The 14,627-nt window shown below is 44.9% G+C and carries 16 protein-coding genes; 4 read left to right on the top strand and 12 right to left on the bottom strand.

Annotated features, from left to right (window positions below):
- From LEP1GSC192_RS17895 to lepB, 12 genes are all read right to left on the bottom strand, one after another.
- Positions 1–2,673: a hypothetical protein gene (locus tag LEP1GSC192_RS17895; protein WP_020771137.1), complete on the bottom strand. Its 2,673-nt coding sequence runs from the start codon at positions 2,671–2,673 to the stop codon at positions 1–3.
- A 270-nt stretch (positions 2,674–2,943) separates the two neighbouring features.
- Positions 2,944–3,324 carry an ATP synthase F1 subunit epsilon gene (gene atpC, locus LEP1GSC192_RS17890; RefSeq protein WP_020771277.1) on the bottom strand — a complete coding sequence of 127 codons (381 nt, stop codon included), beginning with the start codon at positions 3,322–3,324 and terminating at the stop codon, positions 2,944–2,946.
- A gap of 3 nt (positions 3,325–3,327) precedes the next feature.
- Positions 3,328–4,731, bottom strand: coding sequence for a F0F1 ATP synthase subunit beta (atpD, locus tag LEP1GSC192_RS17885; protein ID WP_020771382.1), 1,404 nt, complete (start codon positions 4,729–4,731; stop codon positions 3,328–3,330).
- Positions 4,732–4,752: 21 nt separating this feature from the next.
- Positions 4,753–5,613, bottom strand: a complete 861-nt coding sequence (gene atpG / locus LEP1GSC192_RS17880) for an ATP synthase F1 subunit gamma (RefSeq protein ID WP_020771133.1) — start codon at positions 5,611–5,613, stop codon at positions 4,753–4,755.
- A 13-nt stretch (positions 5,614–5,626) separates the two neighbouring features.
- Positions 5,627–7,141, bottom strand: a complete 1,515-nt coding sequence (gene atpA, locus LEP1GSC192_RS17875; protein ID WP_020771125.1) for a F0F1 ATP synthase subunit alpha — start codon at positions 7,139–7,141, stop codon at positions 5,627–5,629.
- Positions 7,131–7,691: an ATP synthase F1 subunit delta gene (atpH, locus tag LEP1GSC192_RS17870; RefSeq protein WP_020771376.1), complete on the bottom strand. Its 561-nt coding sequence runs from the start codon at positions 7,689–7,691 to the stop codon at positions 7,131–7,133. The genes atpA and atpH overlap by 11 nt, the downstream gene beginning before the upstream one ends.
- 4 nt (positions 7,692–7,695) lie before the next feature.
- Positions 7,696–8,223: a F0F1 ATP synthase subunit B gene (locus tag LEP1GSC192_RS17865; RefSeq protein WP_020771267.1), complete on the bottom strand. Its 528-nt coding sequence runs from the start codon at positions 8,221–8,223 to the stop codon at positions 7,696–7,698.
- A 2-nt stretch (positions 8,224–8,225) separates the two neighbouring features.
- Positions 8,226–8,513: an ATP synthase F0 subunit C gene (atpE, locus tag LEP1GSC192_RS17860; protein ID WP_020771187.1), complete on the bottom strand. Its 288-nt coding sequence runs from the start codon at positions 8,511–8,513 to the stop codon at positions 8,226–8,228.
- A 45-nt stretch (positions 8,514–8,558) separates the two neighbouring features.
- On the bottom strand, positions 8,559–9,608 hold the full coding sequence (gene atpB, locus LEP1GSC192_RS17855; protein ID WP_020771209.1) for a F0F1 ATP synthase subunit A: 1,050 nt from the start codon (positions 9,606–9,608) through the stop codon (positions 8,559–8,561).
- A 114-nt stretch (positions 9,609–9,722) separates the two neighbouring features.
- Positions 9,723–10,076: a hypothetical protein gene (locus LEP1GSC192_RS17850; protein ID WP_020771106.1), complete on the bottom strand. Its 354-nt coding sequence runs from the start codon at positions 10,074–10,076 to the stop codon at positions 9,723–9,725.
- 15 nt (positions 10,077–10,091) lie between these two features.
- Positions 10,092–10,325, bottom strand: a complete 234-nt coding sequence (locus LEP1GSC192_RS17845) for an AtpZ/AtpI family protein (protein WP_020771472.1) — start codon at positions 10,323–10,325, stop codon at positions 10,092–10,094.
- A 2-nt stretch (positions 10,326–10,327) separates the two neighbouring features.
- Positions 10,328–11,323, bottom strand: coding sequence for a signal peptidase I (lepB, locus tag LEP1GSC192_RS17840; RefSeq protein ID WP_020771394.1), 996 nt, complete (start codon positions 11,321–11,323; stop codon positions 10,328–10,330).
- A 104-nt stretch (positions 11,324–11,427) separates the two neighbouring features.
- Here lepB and LEP1GSC192_RS17835 point away from each other — a divergent pair, with 104 nt between their 5' ends.
- Genes LEP1GSC192_RS17835 through LEP1GSC192_RS17820 form a run of 4 tightly spaced genes read left to right on the top strand, consistent with a single transcriptional unit; the run spans position 11,428 to position 14,536 of the window.
- Entirely contained in the window at positions 11,428–12,231 is an 804-nt protein-coding gene (locus LEP1GSC192_RS17835) for an aldolase/citrate lyase family protein (protein ID WP_036090889.1), read from the top strand.
- Between the two features lie 3 nt (positions 12,232–12,234).
- Positions 12,235–12,786 (top strand): TetR/AcrR family transcriptional regulator, encoded by a 552-nt coding sequence (locus tag LEP1GSC192_RS17830; protein ID WP_020771102.1) that lies wholly within the window; start codon positions 12,235–12,237, stop codon positions 12,784–12,786.
- 39 nt (positions 12,787–12,825) lie between these two features.
- Entirely contained in the window at positions 12,826–13,827 is a 1,002-nt protein-coding gene (corA, locus tag LEP1GSC192_RS17825) for a magnesium/cobalt transporter CorA (RefSeq protein WP_020771208.1), read from the top strand.
- Positions 13,828–13,837: 10 nt separating this feature from the next.
- Positions 13,838–14,536, top strand: coding sequence for an SDR family oxidoreductase (locus LEP1GSC192_RS17820; protein ID WP_020771488.1), 699 nt, complete (start codon positions 13,838–13,840; stop codon positions 14,534–14,536).
- Positions 14,537–14,627 lie beyond the last annotated feature (91 nt).

Raw genomic sequence — 14,627 nt, 5'->3', positions numbered from 1 at the left:
TCAAACGCCGATTTGTTTCATTAATTTCTTATAAAGTTCGAAATAATCCGAACGAGAGAAGTCGCGGATCATTTCATCAGGGAGGTTTCCTAAAAGTTCATCCAGATAAAGAAGAATACGTTTCATCTCGTCCTGAGTAGGAATCGCCTCTCCGGACTCAGTCTCTTCCGAAGTGGCACCTGCTTGGCGAATTTCTTCCAGAGGAGAAAGTTCATTCTCATCTGCATACTCGTCCAAAACGAAGATCAGTTCCGGTTCCGGAGTTAATCTTTCAATCGTTGGAACGATCTCCGCACCTATGTTTCCCGCAAAATCCAAACCTGAAATTTGGATATCGTCTTCCATGGAGCCTAACGCATCCAAGTCGTTTGCTTCAGGAGGAGAAGATAATAATTGGTCCAAGTCCTCGGAATCCACTTCCTGAGGAGCCTCGTCCGATAATAAATTTCCTAATTCGTCATTGGATAATGTGATCGGCTCGTCCGCTTCCTCTCCCAGATCCCAATCGGAAGGAGCAGCGACGGCATTCTCATCCGCGGGTCCGAGATCGTTCAGATCCGCAACAGGACCATCCCAATCAATATCATAGTTAGAAGATACATCAGGCGTTCCAATGTCTTCTAACTCGTTGATCGGAAGAGCGATCGGTTCATCCGAATCGTCCATCAGATCGGTAGAGGCGGTTTCAACTTCAGGCTCTTCTTCGAGTAAATGACCTAACTCATCTTCGGATAATGCAATCGGTTCATCCGCTTCCGTATCCAGGCTGAAATCACCGAATTCTACGGGCGAAGTATCCTCATGTTCGACAGGCGGAGCATCCGCAAATATATCCGTATCGGAAACTTCTTCTCCGGAAGATAATAGATCTCCCAGTTCGTCGTCTGAAAGTGCAATCGGCTCGTCTTCTTCGGAATCGAGAGAAGAAACCGTTTCTTCCTCTCCGGATAGTAAGTTTCCAAGTTCGTCATCCGAAAGTGCGATCGGCTCGTTATCGTCCATGTCGGAAGAAAGATCTAAGGAAGTACCTGTATGTTCTTCTTCCTCTTCGGTCCCGGAAGATAATAAATTTCCAAGTTCATCGTCCGAAAGTGCGATCGGTTCGTCCGCCTCTTCGGTTTCGGAAAAGAAATCCTGTTCGGAAGTTTCCGTAGATGCAAAATCCATCGAATCGGAAGTCCCTAAAATATCCTCATCGCTTGCGGTAGTGAAGTCTCCTAAAGATTCTTCGAATACTTTTTCTTCGGACTTAGGACTATCTTCAAAATCTCCCAGGTCCAATCCGGTATCCAAAGGGTTTTCTTCTTCATGCATTCCGAAGTTTTCAAAATCGGAAACAGGGAGAGAAATGGATTCATCATCTCCACCGAATTCGTCTTTTGTTTCGTCCGGCTCGGAATCAAAATTAAAATCGCTTAGGTCCAATTCGGAGGAAGGATCGGATCCTTCCTCCATTCCGAACTCGGATTCGACTGTAGGAGCTCCTACCGAATCCAGATCGTCTAGTTGGATATTTTCGATCTCGTCATCGTCGCCTGATGATAATAGATTGCCTAACTCGTCATCAGAAAGTGCGATCGGTTCATCAGCTTCTTCTTCCATATCCAAAGCGGAAGAAGTATGTTCATCGGAAACGGAACCAAGATCTAAGTCTCCGAAATCTCCCAATTCTTCGAAGGAATTTTTGCTTTCGGAAGAATCCCCATCACCTTCGAGAAGGTGGTCCAGTTCATCGGTAGAAAGTGCGATGTCCTTTTCTTCTTCGTCTTCGAAATGAATGTCTTCCGTCAATTCGGAAGAAGGTGTGGAAATATCATCCCCACCAAGGTCGCCGAATCCGTCTTCTTCTTCCAGGTTAGGGCTAAAGTCCTCCGCCATGATATCGTCTAATTCATGTTCTGAGAGAGAAATCGGGCCCTCGTCATCCGAGATCAATTCATCCTCATAAGATTTAGCGGCGGAATCTTCGGACGCGGAAACTTCTTCCTCCATGGAGAAATCCGAAAGATTGGAACCTATATCAATATTATGTAATTCTTCGTCGGAAAGTGAGATCGGTGTTTCATCATCTAGGTCCGCATCTGAGAATCCCACGATCTCGTCTTGGTCGGAAGATTCCGCGGCCCAATCGAACGGTTGGTCGTCCGAATGGAATGCAGAGGAAGGAATATCTCCCGGTTGAGAAAAATCGCCTAAATCCAAGGAACCTAAGTCCCCGAATGCTTCCTCATGATCTTCCGACACGGAAGGTGCGGATTCTTTCCAAGAAGGAGCGGAGGAGGATGGTGTTGGAGAAGAATTTAGATCGTCGTCAATATCCAGAAGTCGATCGATCTCGGCGTCGATCATCGGATCAGTAAGTTCGAAATCAAAGTCATCGTCCAAGTGAACGGACTCGTCTAGTTGGCTTAGGTCTGAACCGAAATCCGCTTCGTCCGGTTCAAAATTAGGAATATCATCCGGATAATCGTCACCGGATGAAGCGAGTAATTCCTCGAAGCCTTCGCTGTCTATAGAATCTCCCGGAGCGGAATCGAAATTAAAATCGGAGGAGTCGCTGTCATTAGCCAAGAGAGAATCTATTTCGTCCAAGCTCATTTCACTCGGATCAAAATCCTCTCCGTTTCCGGTCGGAAACCCCTCTCCCTCGTCTATCGTAAAATCGTCCGCCATGCTTCCTACAGTATGCTAAAAATCCGACTCTATAATTCGGAGGATCTCCTAAGTTGCAGGAAATACAATCCGAAAATATTTCGAGATGGTCCCCCTAGATTAGAGGACCTTCTCTCTTATAATCCGCCCCAAAACATAGTTTTTCAAAAATGTCCATTGGCAGGCTTTAAGAACCTGGATCATTGGCCAGCTTCTTAAATGGGAAACTTCTTCGGCCTCGGCCGATAGAAGTGTCCCTTAATAATTTTCGGAATTTGGAACCCCTAAATATTAGCGGGAAGCCGCTAAAATTCGGGTTTTTGCTTTTAGGACGAGAGTATTTTTCTCGCTGGAGGCAGGTAGAGCTTCCGCTTCTTCTAGGGCTTTTTGGGCGGCGGCCAGGTCGATATCTTCTTTCAAACTACCGTGGTCCGTCAAAATCGTAACTTTATTGTCTCTTACTTCAAAAAACCCGCCTTCGATTGCGGCAATTTTGGTTTTATTTCCTTGTCGGACTTCCAACACGCCGATCCCAAGCAGGGAAACAAGAGAGGTATGGCCCGGATACACTCCGAAAAATCCTTCGCTTCCAGGCACGACGATGCTGTCCGCATCGCCATGGAAGAGTAGTTTTTCAGGAGAGATTACCGATACGTCTAGCTTGGCTGCCATCGATTATGCTCTCAGGTTTTTGGACTTCTCGATCGCGTCTTCTATGGTTCCTACCATGTAGAAGGCTTGCTCCGGAAGGTGGTCGCAATTTCCGGAAATCAATTCTTTGAAAGAACGAACTGTATCGGAAAGTTTTACGTATTTTCCAGGAGATCCTGTAAATACTTCCGCTACGTGGAAAGGCTGAGAAAGGAATTTCTCGATCTTTCTTGCACGAGCCACCAGAACCTTATCGTCCTCGGAAAGTTCGTCCATACCAAGGATCGCGATAATATCTTGAAGATCTTTATAACGCTGCAGGATCCTTTGAACCTCACGGGCTACACCGTAGTGTTCCGCTCCCAAAACTTCTGCGTTCATCACGCGGGAAGTAGAATCAAGTGGGTCAACCGCAGGATAAATCCCTTTATCGGAAATCGCACGAGAAAGAACCGTAGTTGCATCCAAGTGAGCGAATGCGTTCGCAGGAGCAGGGTCAGTCAAGTCGTCCGCTGGAACGTAGATCGCCTGAACGGAAGTGATCGATCCTTTACGAGTAGAAGTAATACGCTCTTGGAGAGCACCCATCTCTGTGGAAAGAGTCGGCTGATACCCCACCGCAGAAGGCATACGTCCGAGTAGAGCCGATACTTCCGATCCCGCTTGGGAAAAACGGAAGATATTGTCTACGAAGAGTAATACGTCTGTTCCGATGGAATCACGGAAATGTTCCGCCATTGTAAGAGCGGAAAGTGCCACGCGAAGACGAGCGCCAGGAGGTTCGTTCATCTGACCATAACAAAGTACGGTCTTGTTGATAACTCCGGATTCTTTCATCTCTCTCCAGAGGTCGTTTCCTTCGCGAGTTCTTTCACCAACACCTGCGAACACGGAAAATCCACCGTGCTGTTTCGCGATATTGTTGATCAACTCTTGGATAAGAACCGTTTTACCTACTCCGGCTCCTCCGAAGAGTCCGGTCTTTCCTCCCTTGATATAAGGAGCGAGAAGGTCGATGACCTTGATCCCTGTTTCGAATACTTCCGTTTTAGGGGAAAGGTCTTCGTAACCAGGTGCAGGTCTGTGAATCGGCTTACGCTCTTTCACTTGAATAGGAGCGCCTTCGTCGACAGGCTCACCCAATACGTTAAAAATTCTTCCAAGAGTCACGTCCCCGACCGGAACGGAAATAGGAGCTCCGGTATCGGAAACTTCCTGGCCTCTGGTCAACCCATCGGTGGAAGAAAGTGCAATTGCGCGCACTGCGCTATCGCCGATATGCTGTTGCACTTCGGCTACGATTTTTTCCTTTTGGCCGTTGATTACCGCATTGATCTCTAATGCGTTAAAAATTTCGGGCAGATGTCCGGATTCGAACTCGATATCCAAAACGGATCCGATGATTTGTTTTACTTTACCTATGCTCATCCAAGTACTCCAATACCAGAACTAGTTTAGCGAGTCCGCACCCGCTACGATCTCCGAGATCTCCTGAGTGATCTTCGCCTGACGGATACGGTTGTAACCGCGGGTCAGAAGTTTGATCATCTCGGAGGCCGCGTCCGTTGCGGATTTCATGGCCACGCGTTTTGCGATCTGCTCGGAACAATTCGCTTCCAAGATCGCTTTTAAAAATGCAGTTTTTACAACTAAAGGAAGAAGTGATTCCAAAATGTCAGCCGGGCTCGGTTCGTATAGAACGTTGGAACCGACATTCGTTTCTCCTTGTGCTTCGAACGGAAGAACCTTAGTCACTTCTGGTTCTTGGTTTGCGGAAGAACGATACACTGTGGAGATAATTTCCACCGAATCCACTTCTTCTTTTGCAAATAGATCCAAGAAGAAGTCCGCAAACTCTTCCGCTTCCTTGTAACCGGACTTGTCATCGATATGAGTATAGGATTTTTCTATTTTCTCTTTTGCGAATTGAAAATAGGAAATCCCCTTTTTACCTACGACAAAAAGTCGAACATTTACGCCGTGATCCTTCAACTCTTGGATGCGAGTTCTTGCCAAACGGATCGTCTTGGAGTTGTATCCGCCACAAAGACCTCTGTTCGCAGTGATCACAAGAAGAGCGATCGAACGGATCGTATTCGGTTTTCTTAAATAAGGACTTTTCACTACGGAAGCCAAGGAGGCAAGCGCCCCCACCAATTCTTTAATTTTGTTGGAGAATGGATGGGACGCGTTCACCCTATCGCTCAACTTTTTGGACTTGGCCGTAGCGACCATTTCCATAGTTCGAGTGATCTTCCGAGTGTTCTTAACGGAGCTGATCCGCTTCTTTATTTCCCTGGGTGTAGCCAAGATTTTTCTCCGCTTACTTCAGGTTCCTAACAAAGTCGGCTGCGATAGAGGCGATTACCTCTCCCAGTTTTCCTTCGTCCGAAATTTTCTTTTCGGTGCGGATTGCGTTCAATATTTCAGGGTATTGTGTACGAAGAACGTTCAGTAAATGTCCTCCGAACTCTCTCACCTTTGGAACCGGAACCTTGTCCATATGTCCTCTGGTTACCGCAAAAATTTCGACCACTTGCTCTTCCACAGGATAAGGGCTGGAAACAGGTTGTTTCAGCATCTCAACGATACGATATCCTCTGTCCAACTGAGCCTGAGTTACCGGATCCAAATCGGTTCCGAGCTGAGCGAATGCTTCCAACTCTCTGAACTGAGCTAATTCCAGTTTCATTTTTCCTGCGACTTGTTTCATCGCTTTAATCTGAGCGGCTGAACCAACACGGGATACGGAAATACCCACATCCACTGCAGGACGAACCCCGGATGCGAATAAGTTGGATTGCAGATAGATCTGACCGTCCGTGATGGAAATCACGTTAGTCGGAATATAAGCGGAAACCTCGCCCTCTTGGGTCTCGATGATCGGAAGGGCGGTCAAAGATCCCGCTCCGTATTTTTCGTCCAATTTAGCGGCTCTCTCTAATAAGCGAGAGTGAAGATAGAATACGTCTCCAGGATAAGCTTCGCGGCCCGGAGGTCTACGAAGAAGAAGACACATTTGGCGATAAGCAACCGCTTGTTTTGATAAGTCATCATAAACAACTAAGGTAGCCTTTTTCTCGTTATACATGAAGTATTCCGCGAAGGAACATCCGGAATAAGGAGCGATGTATTGCAGAGGAGCAGGATCGGCAGCAGTTGCGGAAACCACGATGGTATATTCCAGAGCTCCAACCGCTTTTAGTTTTTCCACGATAGTCGCTACAGTGGAAGCTTTTTGTCCGATTGCTACGTAAACGCAGATAACTCCGGATCCTTTTTGGTTGATGATCGTATCCAGAGCGATGGAAGTTTTACCGGTTCCACGGTCTCCGATGATCAACTCCCTTTGTCCACGGCCTATCGGGATCATAGCGTCGATACTTTTGATACCGGTTTGAAGAGGCTCTTCTACCGGTTGTCTTTTGGAAATACCGGGAGCGGGACTTTCTACCGCGCGGGTATGTTTTGCATTGATCGGGCCTTTACCGTCTACAGGCTCTCCAAGCGGGTTTACCACACGACCGAGCAATTCAGGACCGACGGGAACTTCCAAAATTTTATTGGTTCTCTTAACGGAGAAACCTTCTTTGATGTTCTTATATTCACCGTAAATGATCACACCCACGGAATTGTCTTCCAGGTTGAACGCCTGACCGCGGATCCCGTTTTGGAATTCCACAAGCTCTCCGGCCATTACGTTTCTAAGACCGAAAACTCTCGCAATACCGTCCCCTACTTCCAGAACGGTGCCGACTTCTTCGACGGCGAGATCCTTTTTATAGTTTAAAATTTCCTGTTTGAGAACCGACGTGATTTCGTCCGTTTTAATTTTCATACACAACTCCGACCGGTAATTTACTATCCAGCAAGGTTTGCCTTACTTTTCTGAGTTGGTTCTTCATAGAACCATCGATTGCCAAATCCTGGAATCGAACCACAAAACCACCGATAAGGCTGGGGTCCTCCTTAACTTCCAAGATAAACTCTGATTTGAATCTTTCTTTTAATACTTCCCGTAATTTGGAGAGCTCAGTCTCACTCAATAACGGATAACTTCTAACTTTAGCGCGAACTCTTCCGGCTTTGCGATCCAGTTCTTCCTTTAAAGCGTCGTGGATTTCGGAAAGAAAGGAAAATCTTCCCCTGCGAAGAAGTACGTGTAAAAAGTTCAGAGTGAGCTCCGAAATTTTTCCTTGGAAGATTTTGATTAAAACCGCTTCTTTTTCTTCTCGTTTAACCGCAGGAGTATCGAAAAAATTACGAAACAAAGGTTCAACGCGGAAAATTCCTACAATCGAATCCAATTCTTGCTCGGCTTCTTCCGGTGAAGAGCTAGCGTCCGCAAATGCGGCCGCGTATGTTTTTGGGATCGCTGAATAGCTCATTTGTTTACGCGCTCAGTTTTTTGATCTTACCTAACTCGTTCTCAATAAAGGACTTGTAATCGTCTGCCTTTAACTGTTTCTCCAAGACCAATCCAGCGACCTGAACGGTCATTTCAACGATCTGTCCTTGGAGTTCCGCCAATGCTTTGGATTTTGCAAGTTCGATGTCTCTGATAGCGCCGTCTTTGAGCGCCTTCACTTCTTTCGAAGCATCATCCAACATTTTGTTTTTCAGGTTAGTAGCGTCCGATTTGGCTTCCGCTACGATTCCGTTAGCTTGGTCCTTTGCTTGTGCGATTCTTGTTTCATAATCTTTCAGCAGAGCTTCCGCTTCGGAACGTACGTCAGCAGCCTTACGAATATCGTTTTGGATGGTCTCAGCTCTTTCATCCAGAGCCTTGAGGATCACATCCCAAGCGAAAACTTTAAGGATAATAACGACTATCGTGAAGGTAATCAGGGTCCAAATGATCAGACCCGGATTAACATCTAATAGTGCGCCTAATCCCCTGTCAGCTGCCAAGAGAAACAAGATTATTTACCTTCAGCCGGTGCAGAAACTTCAGTTTTAGCAGATGCTTTAGAAACTGCTGTGTTCAAAGTTCCGCCTGCGAGGAACGCAATCACGATTGCGAACAGAGCCGCACCTTCGATAAGGGCTGCAGAGATGATCATCGCAGTTTGGATTTTTCCAGCTGCATCAGGTTGACGGCTGATTCCTTCAGCGGCAGAGCCACCGATTCTTCCGATACCAAGACCTGCGCCTAAAATAGCGAGCCCAGCTGCGATTCCTACTCCGATGTATCCTAGTCCGAATTCCATTGTACTATTTTCTCCTATTTGAAATCAAAACGCTTATAATTAAAATTAGTGCCTATGCATACTCGAGCCCACAAAGAGCGAGGTCAGAAGAGCGAAAACGTAAGCCTGCAAGAAAGCCACGAATAATTCTAAGAAATAAATCGCAGTTGCTCCGAAAACCGAGATCGGCGCCACTCCCCAAGATTGGAATTGGAAGATAAATCCGAGTAACGCTAAGATAATTACGTGTCCTGCCGTCATATTCGCTAAAAGACGCACAGTGAGTGCGAAGGCTTTCGCAAGTGGAGAGATGATAAACTCCAATGGCCACATTAGGATGTATAACGGTGCAGGAACTCCGTTCGGAACGGAATGAAGAATAAACTTCGGTCCTTGGTAAACGAATCCTGTTCCATAGATCAAAAGTAAAGTAATGAGCGCAAGAGTAACAGTAACCGAAACATCACCTGTTACTGTGATCCCATTCCAAACTTTTGCGATCCAGATGGGCTCGTGGTGACCGGAATCCGCATGTGCGGTTGCCGGAACTTCTTCTCCTGCGTTGATGGATTCTACACCGAGCTGGATCACTTCTCCAACCGGAGGAATGAGCCCCATCAGGTTACAGAAAAGGATAAAGAAAAATAATGTAAAAATATAATGATAATAAGAATGTCCGTGACCGTCCGTATTTGCATCCACCACATCCTTTTTCAAAAAACTCACGAACGCTTCTACAGCGTTTGCGAATCTACTTTGTATTTTTAAAGGATTTTTTGCGATGAGGCGAGCGGCAGGAATGAATACGATCAGAAGAAGGAAGGAAACAATCCACATCATCGTTACGCGACGAGTGATATGGAGATCAATTCCACCCACGAAGTGGAATCTATGACCTGTGGAATGATCCACAAAAATATTTTCCGAATGAGGATCGAAAGCTTCATGGCCTTCGAAAACTTTCTTTCCGCCCACGTTGAAAGGAAACTCAGCATGATCCATCAAGTGGTGAACCAACACCTCGTTTAGGTCGAAAGGTTTGGAAGCTTCTCCCTCGGAGGCAAATAATGGAAGTGAGAACAATAATAATGCGGTTGCGAAGATTTGTTTCAACATACTTGTAAAGGATCCTCTCGTAAACGACAGGAAGAAAGAGTTTTGGGAGCTGAAACCCAGGGTTCTATTTCCCGCAAAGCATCTCTAAAACGTTTTTTAAAGCGTTTTAAGCGGTCACCTTGCGAATACCAATATTAAAAGGTTGGCGAAATGGGCAATAAAAAAACCAATCACGAAACCTTCACGTTCGCCTCTCCAGATAAACAGTACTAAAACGGCTAAATGAATAAAAAAAGACAGAACAGTCGTTCCAAATTGGAACGGAAAACCTTCTTTGGAATGTTTCCAAAGTAGATAAAATCTAAAATTATAAATGGACAAGGATACTAAAAGAGATATTACAATTCCCTTCCAGAAGCCAGGGTCGGGAACCGCAAAGAATCGGAACCATACTCCAAAGGCAAGAAGAAGGACGGCAAAACCTAAATAATACTTTTTAGGTTGTAATAACCCGTCGGAGTCTTTCATCCCCTAAACCGGGTTTTAGTCCTTTTTGTCAAACTGGGAAACTCTGGTGAGAAGATAATAAATCCCGTAGCCGAAACCGAAAATCGCCCCGAACAAGATCCCGAAAGGAGACCAACCAAAACGTCCATCCAGATACCTTCCTATAAAAACGGAGGCAATGATGATAAAAGCGAACTCGGTTCCTACGCTAGCAAGCTGCCAGGGTGAGGCATCTTTCTTTTCGGGAGGCTTTTGATCCGGCTCGCTCATATTTATTCTAATACGGTTCCGATACGATACCAACGGACCTGCATTCTGGGAATTCTGTAGAATATAGTACTCTTGAACCAATTCATATTAGAACCGATATCGCCACATTTCGATCTAAATTCTTCCGGATCGTATTTTTGTGCAGAGTCCCCGTTCATTCCCAGGTCTTCCGCACTTTTATAAGCGCAAACATGGTCCTTCCAATTGATGGAGAAATAGATCAATGCCGCCTTTCCTAGTATATTGTCCCTGGGAACGAATCCCCAAAATCTAGAGTCGGAGGAATTTGTGCGGTTGTCTCCCATCATCATGTAATGATCATCCGGGATCACACAACCCGTGATTTGGAAACATTCCGCATCTTTAAACTCATGGGCATAAGGACGAGTATTCCCTTCGATTACATAATGCTCGAAGCCCGGTTTCTTTTCTTTAAAAAGATAATATTGAACAGCGGCATCGTCGTCCAAGTCGTCGAATAGATTTCCCTTCTCTTCGTCCTTAAAATCATAAGAGGAGAAGGTAGTACTTCCTTTTTCCATGTATTCTATCTTACCATAGACTGTAGGAAATCCATCTCTCTCATGTAATACTTTTACGATACGGATCCTATCGCCAGGAAGACCGATCACTCTTTTTACGAATCTTTTCGGGAACAATCCTTCCTTTTCTTCGGGAGAAACGGCTCCATCGGGAGGGATAAAGGTTACGATATCCCCTCTTTTAGGATCATCATATCTTTTTAGTTCTATATCCGTAAAAGGAAGTCGGAGAGAATATCTCATCTTGTTTACGAATAGAAAATCCCCTATCTTCAAAGTAGGAAGCATGGATCCCGAGGGAATATTGTTCGCATCCAACACGGAAGATTTAAAAGCTAAAACTAATAAAACGATAAAAAAGAAAGAGAGAGTGGAATCTACGGATTCTTCTCCGAATAGTTCCTGGATCCAAGTAGGAAGTTTTTTCAAAAAGGTACTGCCCTTCGGCTGGCTCATAGGTCTATTGATACGGGATCGGCATTTCCCGTCAATTCGGAAGACGAAGCAGCTTTTTTCCCAAAAATCGTTACTGTTTTTTAGAAACGGACGATACTAGAAACGTGAAAGAGCAGATAGACCGCAAAATTATCGAACTTCGCCGCCACCTGATTTCATTGAAACAGAGTTATCCCATCGTAGGACTGAAGGGAGGCACGGAAACGGAAGATATGGATTCGGACGAGATCCGAGCGCTCCATATCGTGGCGAAGGATCTGGTTCCGGTCACCGTAAAGATCGGCGGGCCCGAAGCTAGGACCGATATTCGTATGCTCGTTAAAGAAGAGATCGAAGGGATTTCCGCGCCTATGATCGAATCTTCTTATGCTCTGAAAAATTTTATTTCTACTCTCAAAAGTATGCTAAGTCCTGTGACTTTTTCCAAAGTTACTAAGGCCATCAACCTGGAGACGATCACAGGTTATAAAAATTTATTAGAGATCGCCGACTCGAGTGCGTTCGATGATTTGGATCAGGTAACTGCGGCAAGATCGGATCTTTCCGCTTCTATGGGTATGATCCCGGACGATAAAGAAGTGATGAAAGTCACTCGCACAATCATTGCCATATCCAAAGATAGAGGCAAAAAAACTTCCGTGGGCGGAACGATCACTAAGCAGAATTTCAGAAAGATCGCCGAAGAGATCCGCCCGGACAAGATCAACTCCAGGCATGTTTGCGTGGACGCCGTAAAATCTCTGGAAAAATTTCCGGAAGAAGTCGCAGAAGTTATGCTACAATTCGAGATCGAACTGTACGATCTATTCTCTCTATTAAAACCCGAGAAGGCCTACGGTTATAAGAATAGAATGGAAACCAATCGGGAAAGGATCGGATCTAGAAAGGTTCTCTATTCCATTCGGTAAACAATGGCCAAAGACACAAGAGACCTAATCCTAAGAACGTCCCTCAAATTATTTTCCGAACAAGGGTATCACGGCTCTACTATGAGGCAAATCGCACAGAGAGCCGGCCTATCCTTGGGCCTTGCCTATCGTTATTTCGAATCCAAGGAATCGATTTTAGAAGGGATCATCGAATCTCATGATACGATCCTAAAAAAATATCTCCCTGAAAAATTGAACTCCACCGAGAATAAAGCCGAGTTGATCCAATTTTTGGGCGGACAGATCATTAAATTAGTAAAGGAGAACGAGGAATATCTCCGATTGTATTGGAGTCTTATGCTCCAGCCGAAGATCCATAGATTAAAAAAACGCAATATTCATTTGGTAAATCTGATCTTCTATGAAAATTCCAAAAAGATCATCCTGGCCTTGAAGCCGAATTACACCGAGTTCGAAGTGAAAAATCTTACCTCCGCCATCATAGGTTATATGATCAATCATTTGACCAACAAGAGAGAATTCACCCTGGAAGATTTCCGTGCGTATATCGTTTACGCATTGGAGAACACCTAAACTCCACAGGTTAGGAAAGAGTCGTATTAGGATAATCTGATGATACGCTTTCTTTCCTTCCCCAATCCAAAAGTAAAAAATTCCCCCACAAAAGCGATAGTCCGGAAAGCGGATGCTTCTTTTTTAAAGAACTTCTCATTAAAAAAGACCCTGAACAAGGAAAAAGTCTGGTTAGATGTGGAAGACCCAAGTCCGGAAGATTTGGTTTTCTTATCTAAAAACTGCGGATTCCATGATCTTGCGATAGAAGATTGTATGAACCGAAACCAAAGGCCTAAGTTCGAAGATTATGAGGATCATGCTTTTATTGTTCTACATAGTTTCAGGTCGGAAGGAGAACAGTCGTTTTCCGCGACGGAAACTCACGTATTTTTCAATCGTAAATTTATCGTTTCCGTTCATGAACATAAGGAACCTTTGATTGACTCCCTTTGGAACCGGACTCTTGCCGACCAAAATTTCATCTCCAAAGGAACGGACCACGTTCTCTACCTATTATTCGACCTTTTAGTGGATTCCAATTTTCCGATCCTGGACCAGATCTCTGAACAGATCACGGACTTGGAAAATCAGATCCTGATCAGCGAAATTGAACCGGATTTCATTACGAATATATTATATGTAAAAAGGAATTTAGTCAGGATGAGAAGGGTCCTTTCTCCCCAACGAGAAGTGCTCAATCTGATCATGAGACACGAGGAAAAATTCCTTTCGGAAAGGGTACGTTTTTATTTTAGGGACGTATACGACCATTTGAGTAGGCTCGTGGAAACCATCGATATGGATAGGGATCTGATCGGAAACTCTATGGATGCCTACTTTTCCTTTCTTTCCCAAAAAACAAACGACATTATCAAGCGTCTTACACTGGTCTCCATGATCTTTATGCCGCTTACCTTTTTAACCGGTTTTTTCGGTATGAATTTTACGGAACTTCCCTATGAGAACAAGCTGGTCCTAAGCGCCTCTTTAATCACAATGCTGGCCATTCCTAGCGTTATGATTTTATATTTTAAATATAAAAATTGGTTCAAAGATTAGTCCAACTCTTATGGACAAAAAAATCGCAATCGTAACCGGCGCAAGCCGAGGTATAGGCAAAGAAGTTTCCAAACAACTTGCCAAGTCGGGGATCCACATTGTTTGCGCTTCCCGCAAAAAAGAAGATTCCGAAAAAACGGTCGTCTCCATCCGTCAAGAAGGAGGATCTGCGGAAAGTTTTGCCTTGGACGTCTCCGATCCGAATTCCATCCGAACTTTCCTAAATGATGTGCTTTCTAAATATCCGAAAATCGACATTCTTGTGAATAACGCCGGCGTGTATCTGGATAGCGGATCCATCGAAAATACTACATTAGAAATGTTGCAAGGAACCTTGGATACGAATCTCATAGGTCCTTTCCTTCTATCCCAAAAGATCTTCGGCGTAATGAAAAAGAACGATTACGGAAGGATCGTAAACGTTAGCTCCGGGATGGGCCAACTTTACGATATGAGTTCCGGATATGCCGCTTATCGTATTTCTAAAGCGGCGCTGAACGCTTTGACTCGTATCCTACATTCAGAATCTTCCGGCAAGGATATCAAAGTGAATTCCGTTTGTCCCGGTTGGGTAAGAACGGATATGGGCGGTAAGTCGGCAACTCGCTCGGTAGAACATGGTGCCGAGACGATTGTTTGGGCGGCTCAATTAGATAAGAGCGGTCCTTCCGGTGTTTTTCTGAGAGATAAAAAAGAGATCCCTTGGTGAGCGTTTCGCACGGAGATAGATTTGTAGGAATTCCTAACTCTGCAGTTTCGCGTCTCTGCGCGAATAACTCTTACTAAACATTTTTAAAACC

The sequence above is a fragment of the Leptospira sp. B5-022 genome (assembly GCF_000347035.1).
Classification (GTDB): domain Bacteria; phylum Spirochaetota; class Leptospiria; order Leptospirales; family Leptospiraceae; genus Leptospira_B; species Leptospira_B cinconiae.
Note: the sequence above shows the minus strand (reverse complement) of the source record. Positions and strands in the feature narration are given on the sequence as shown.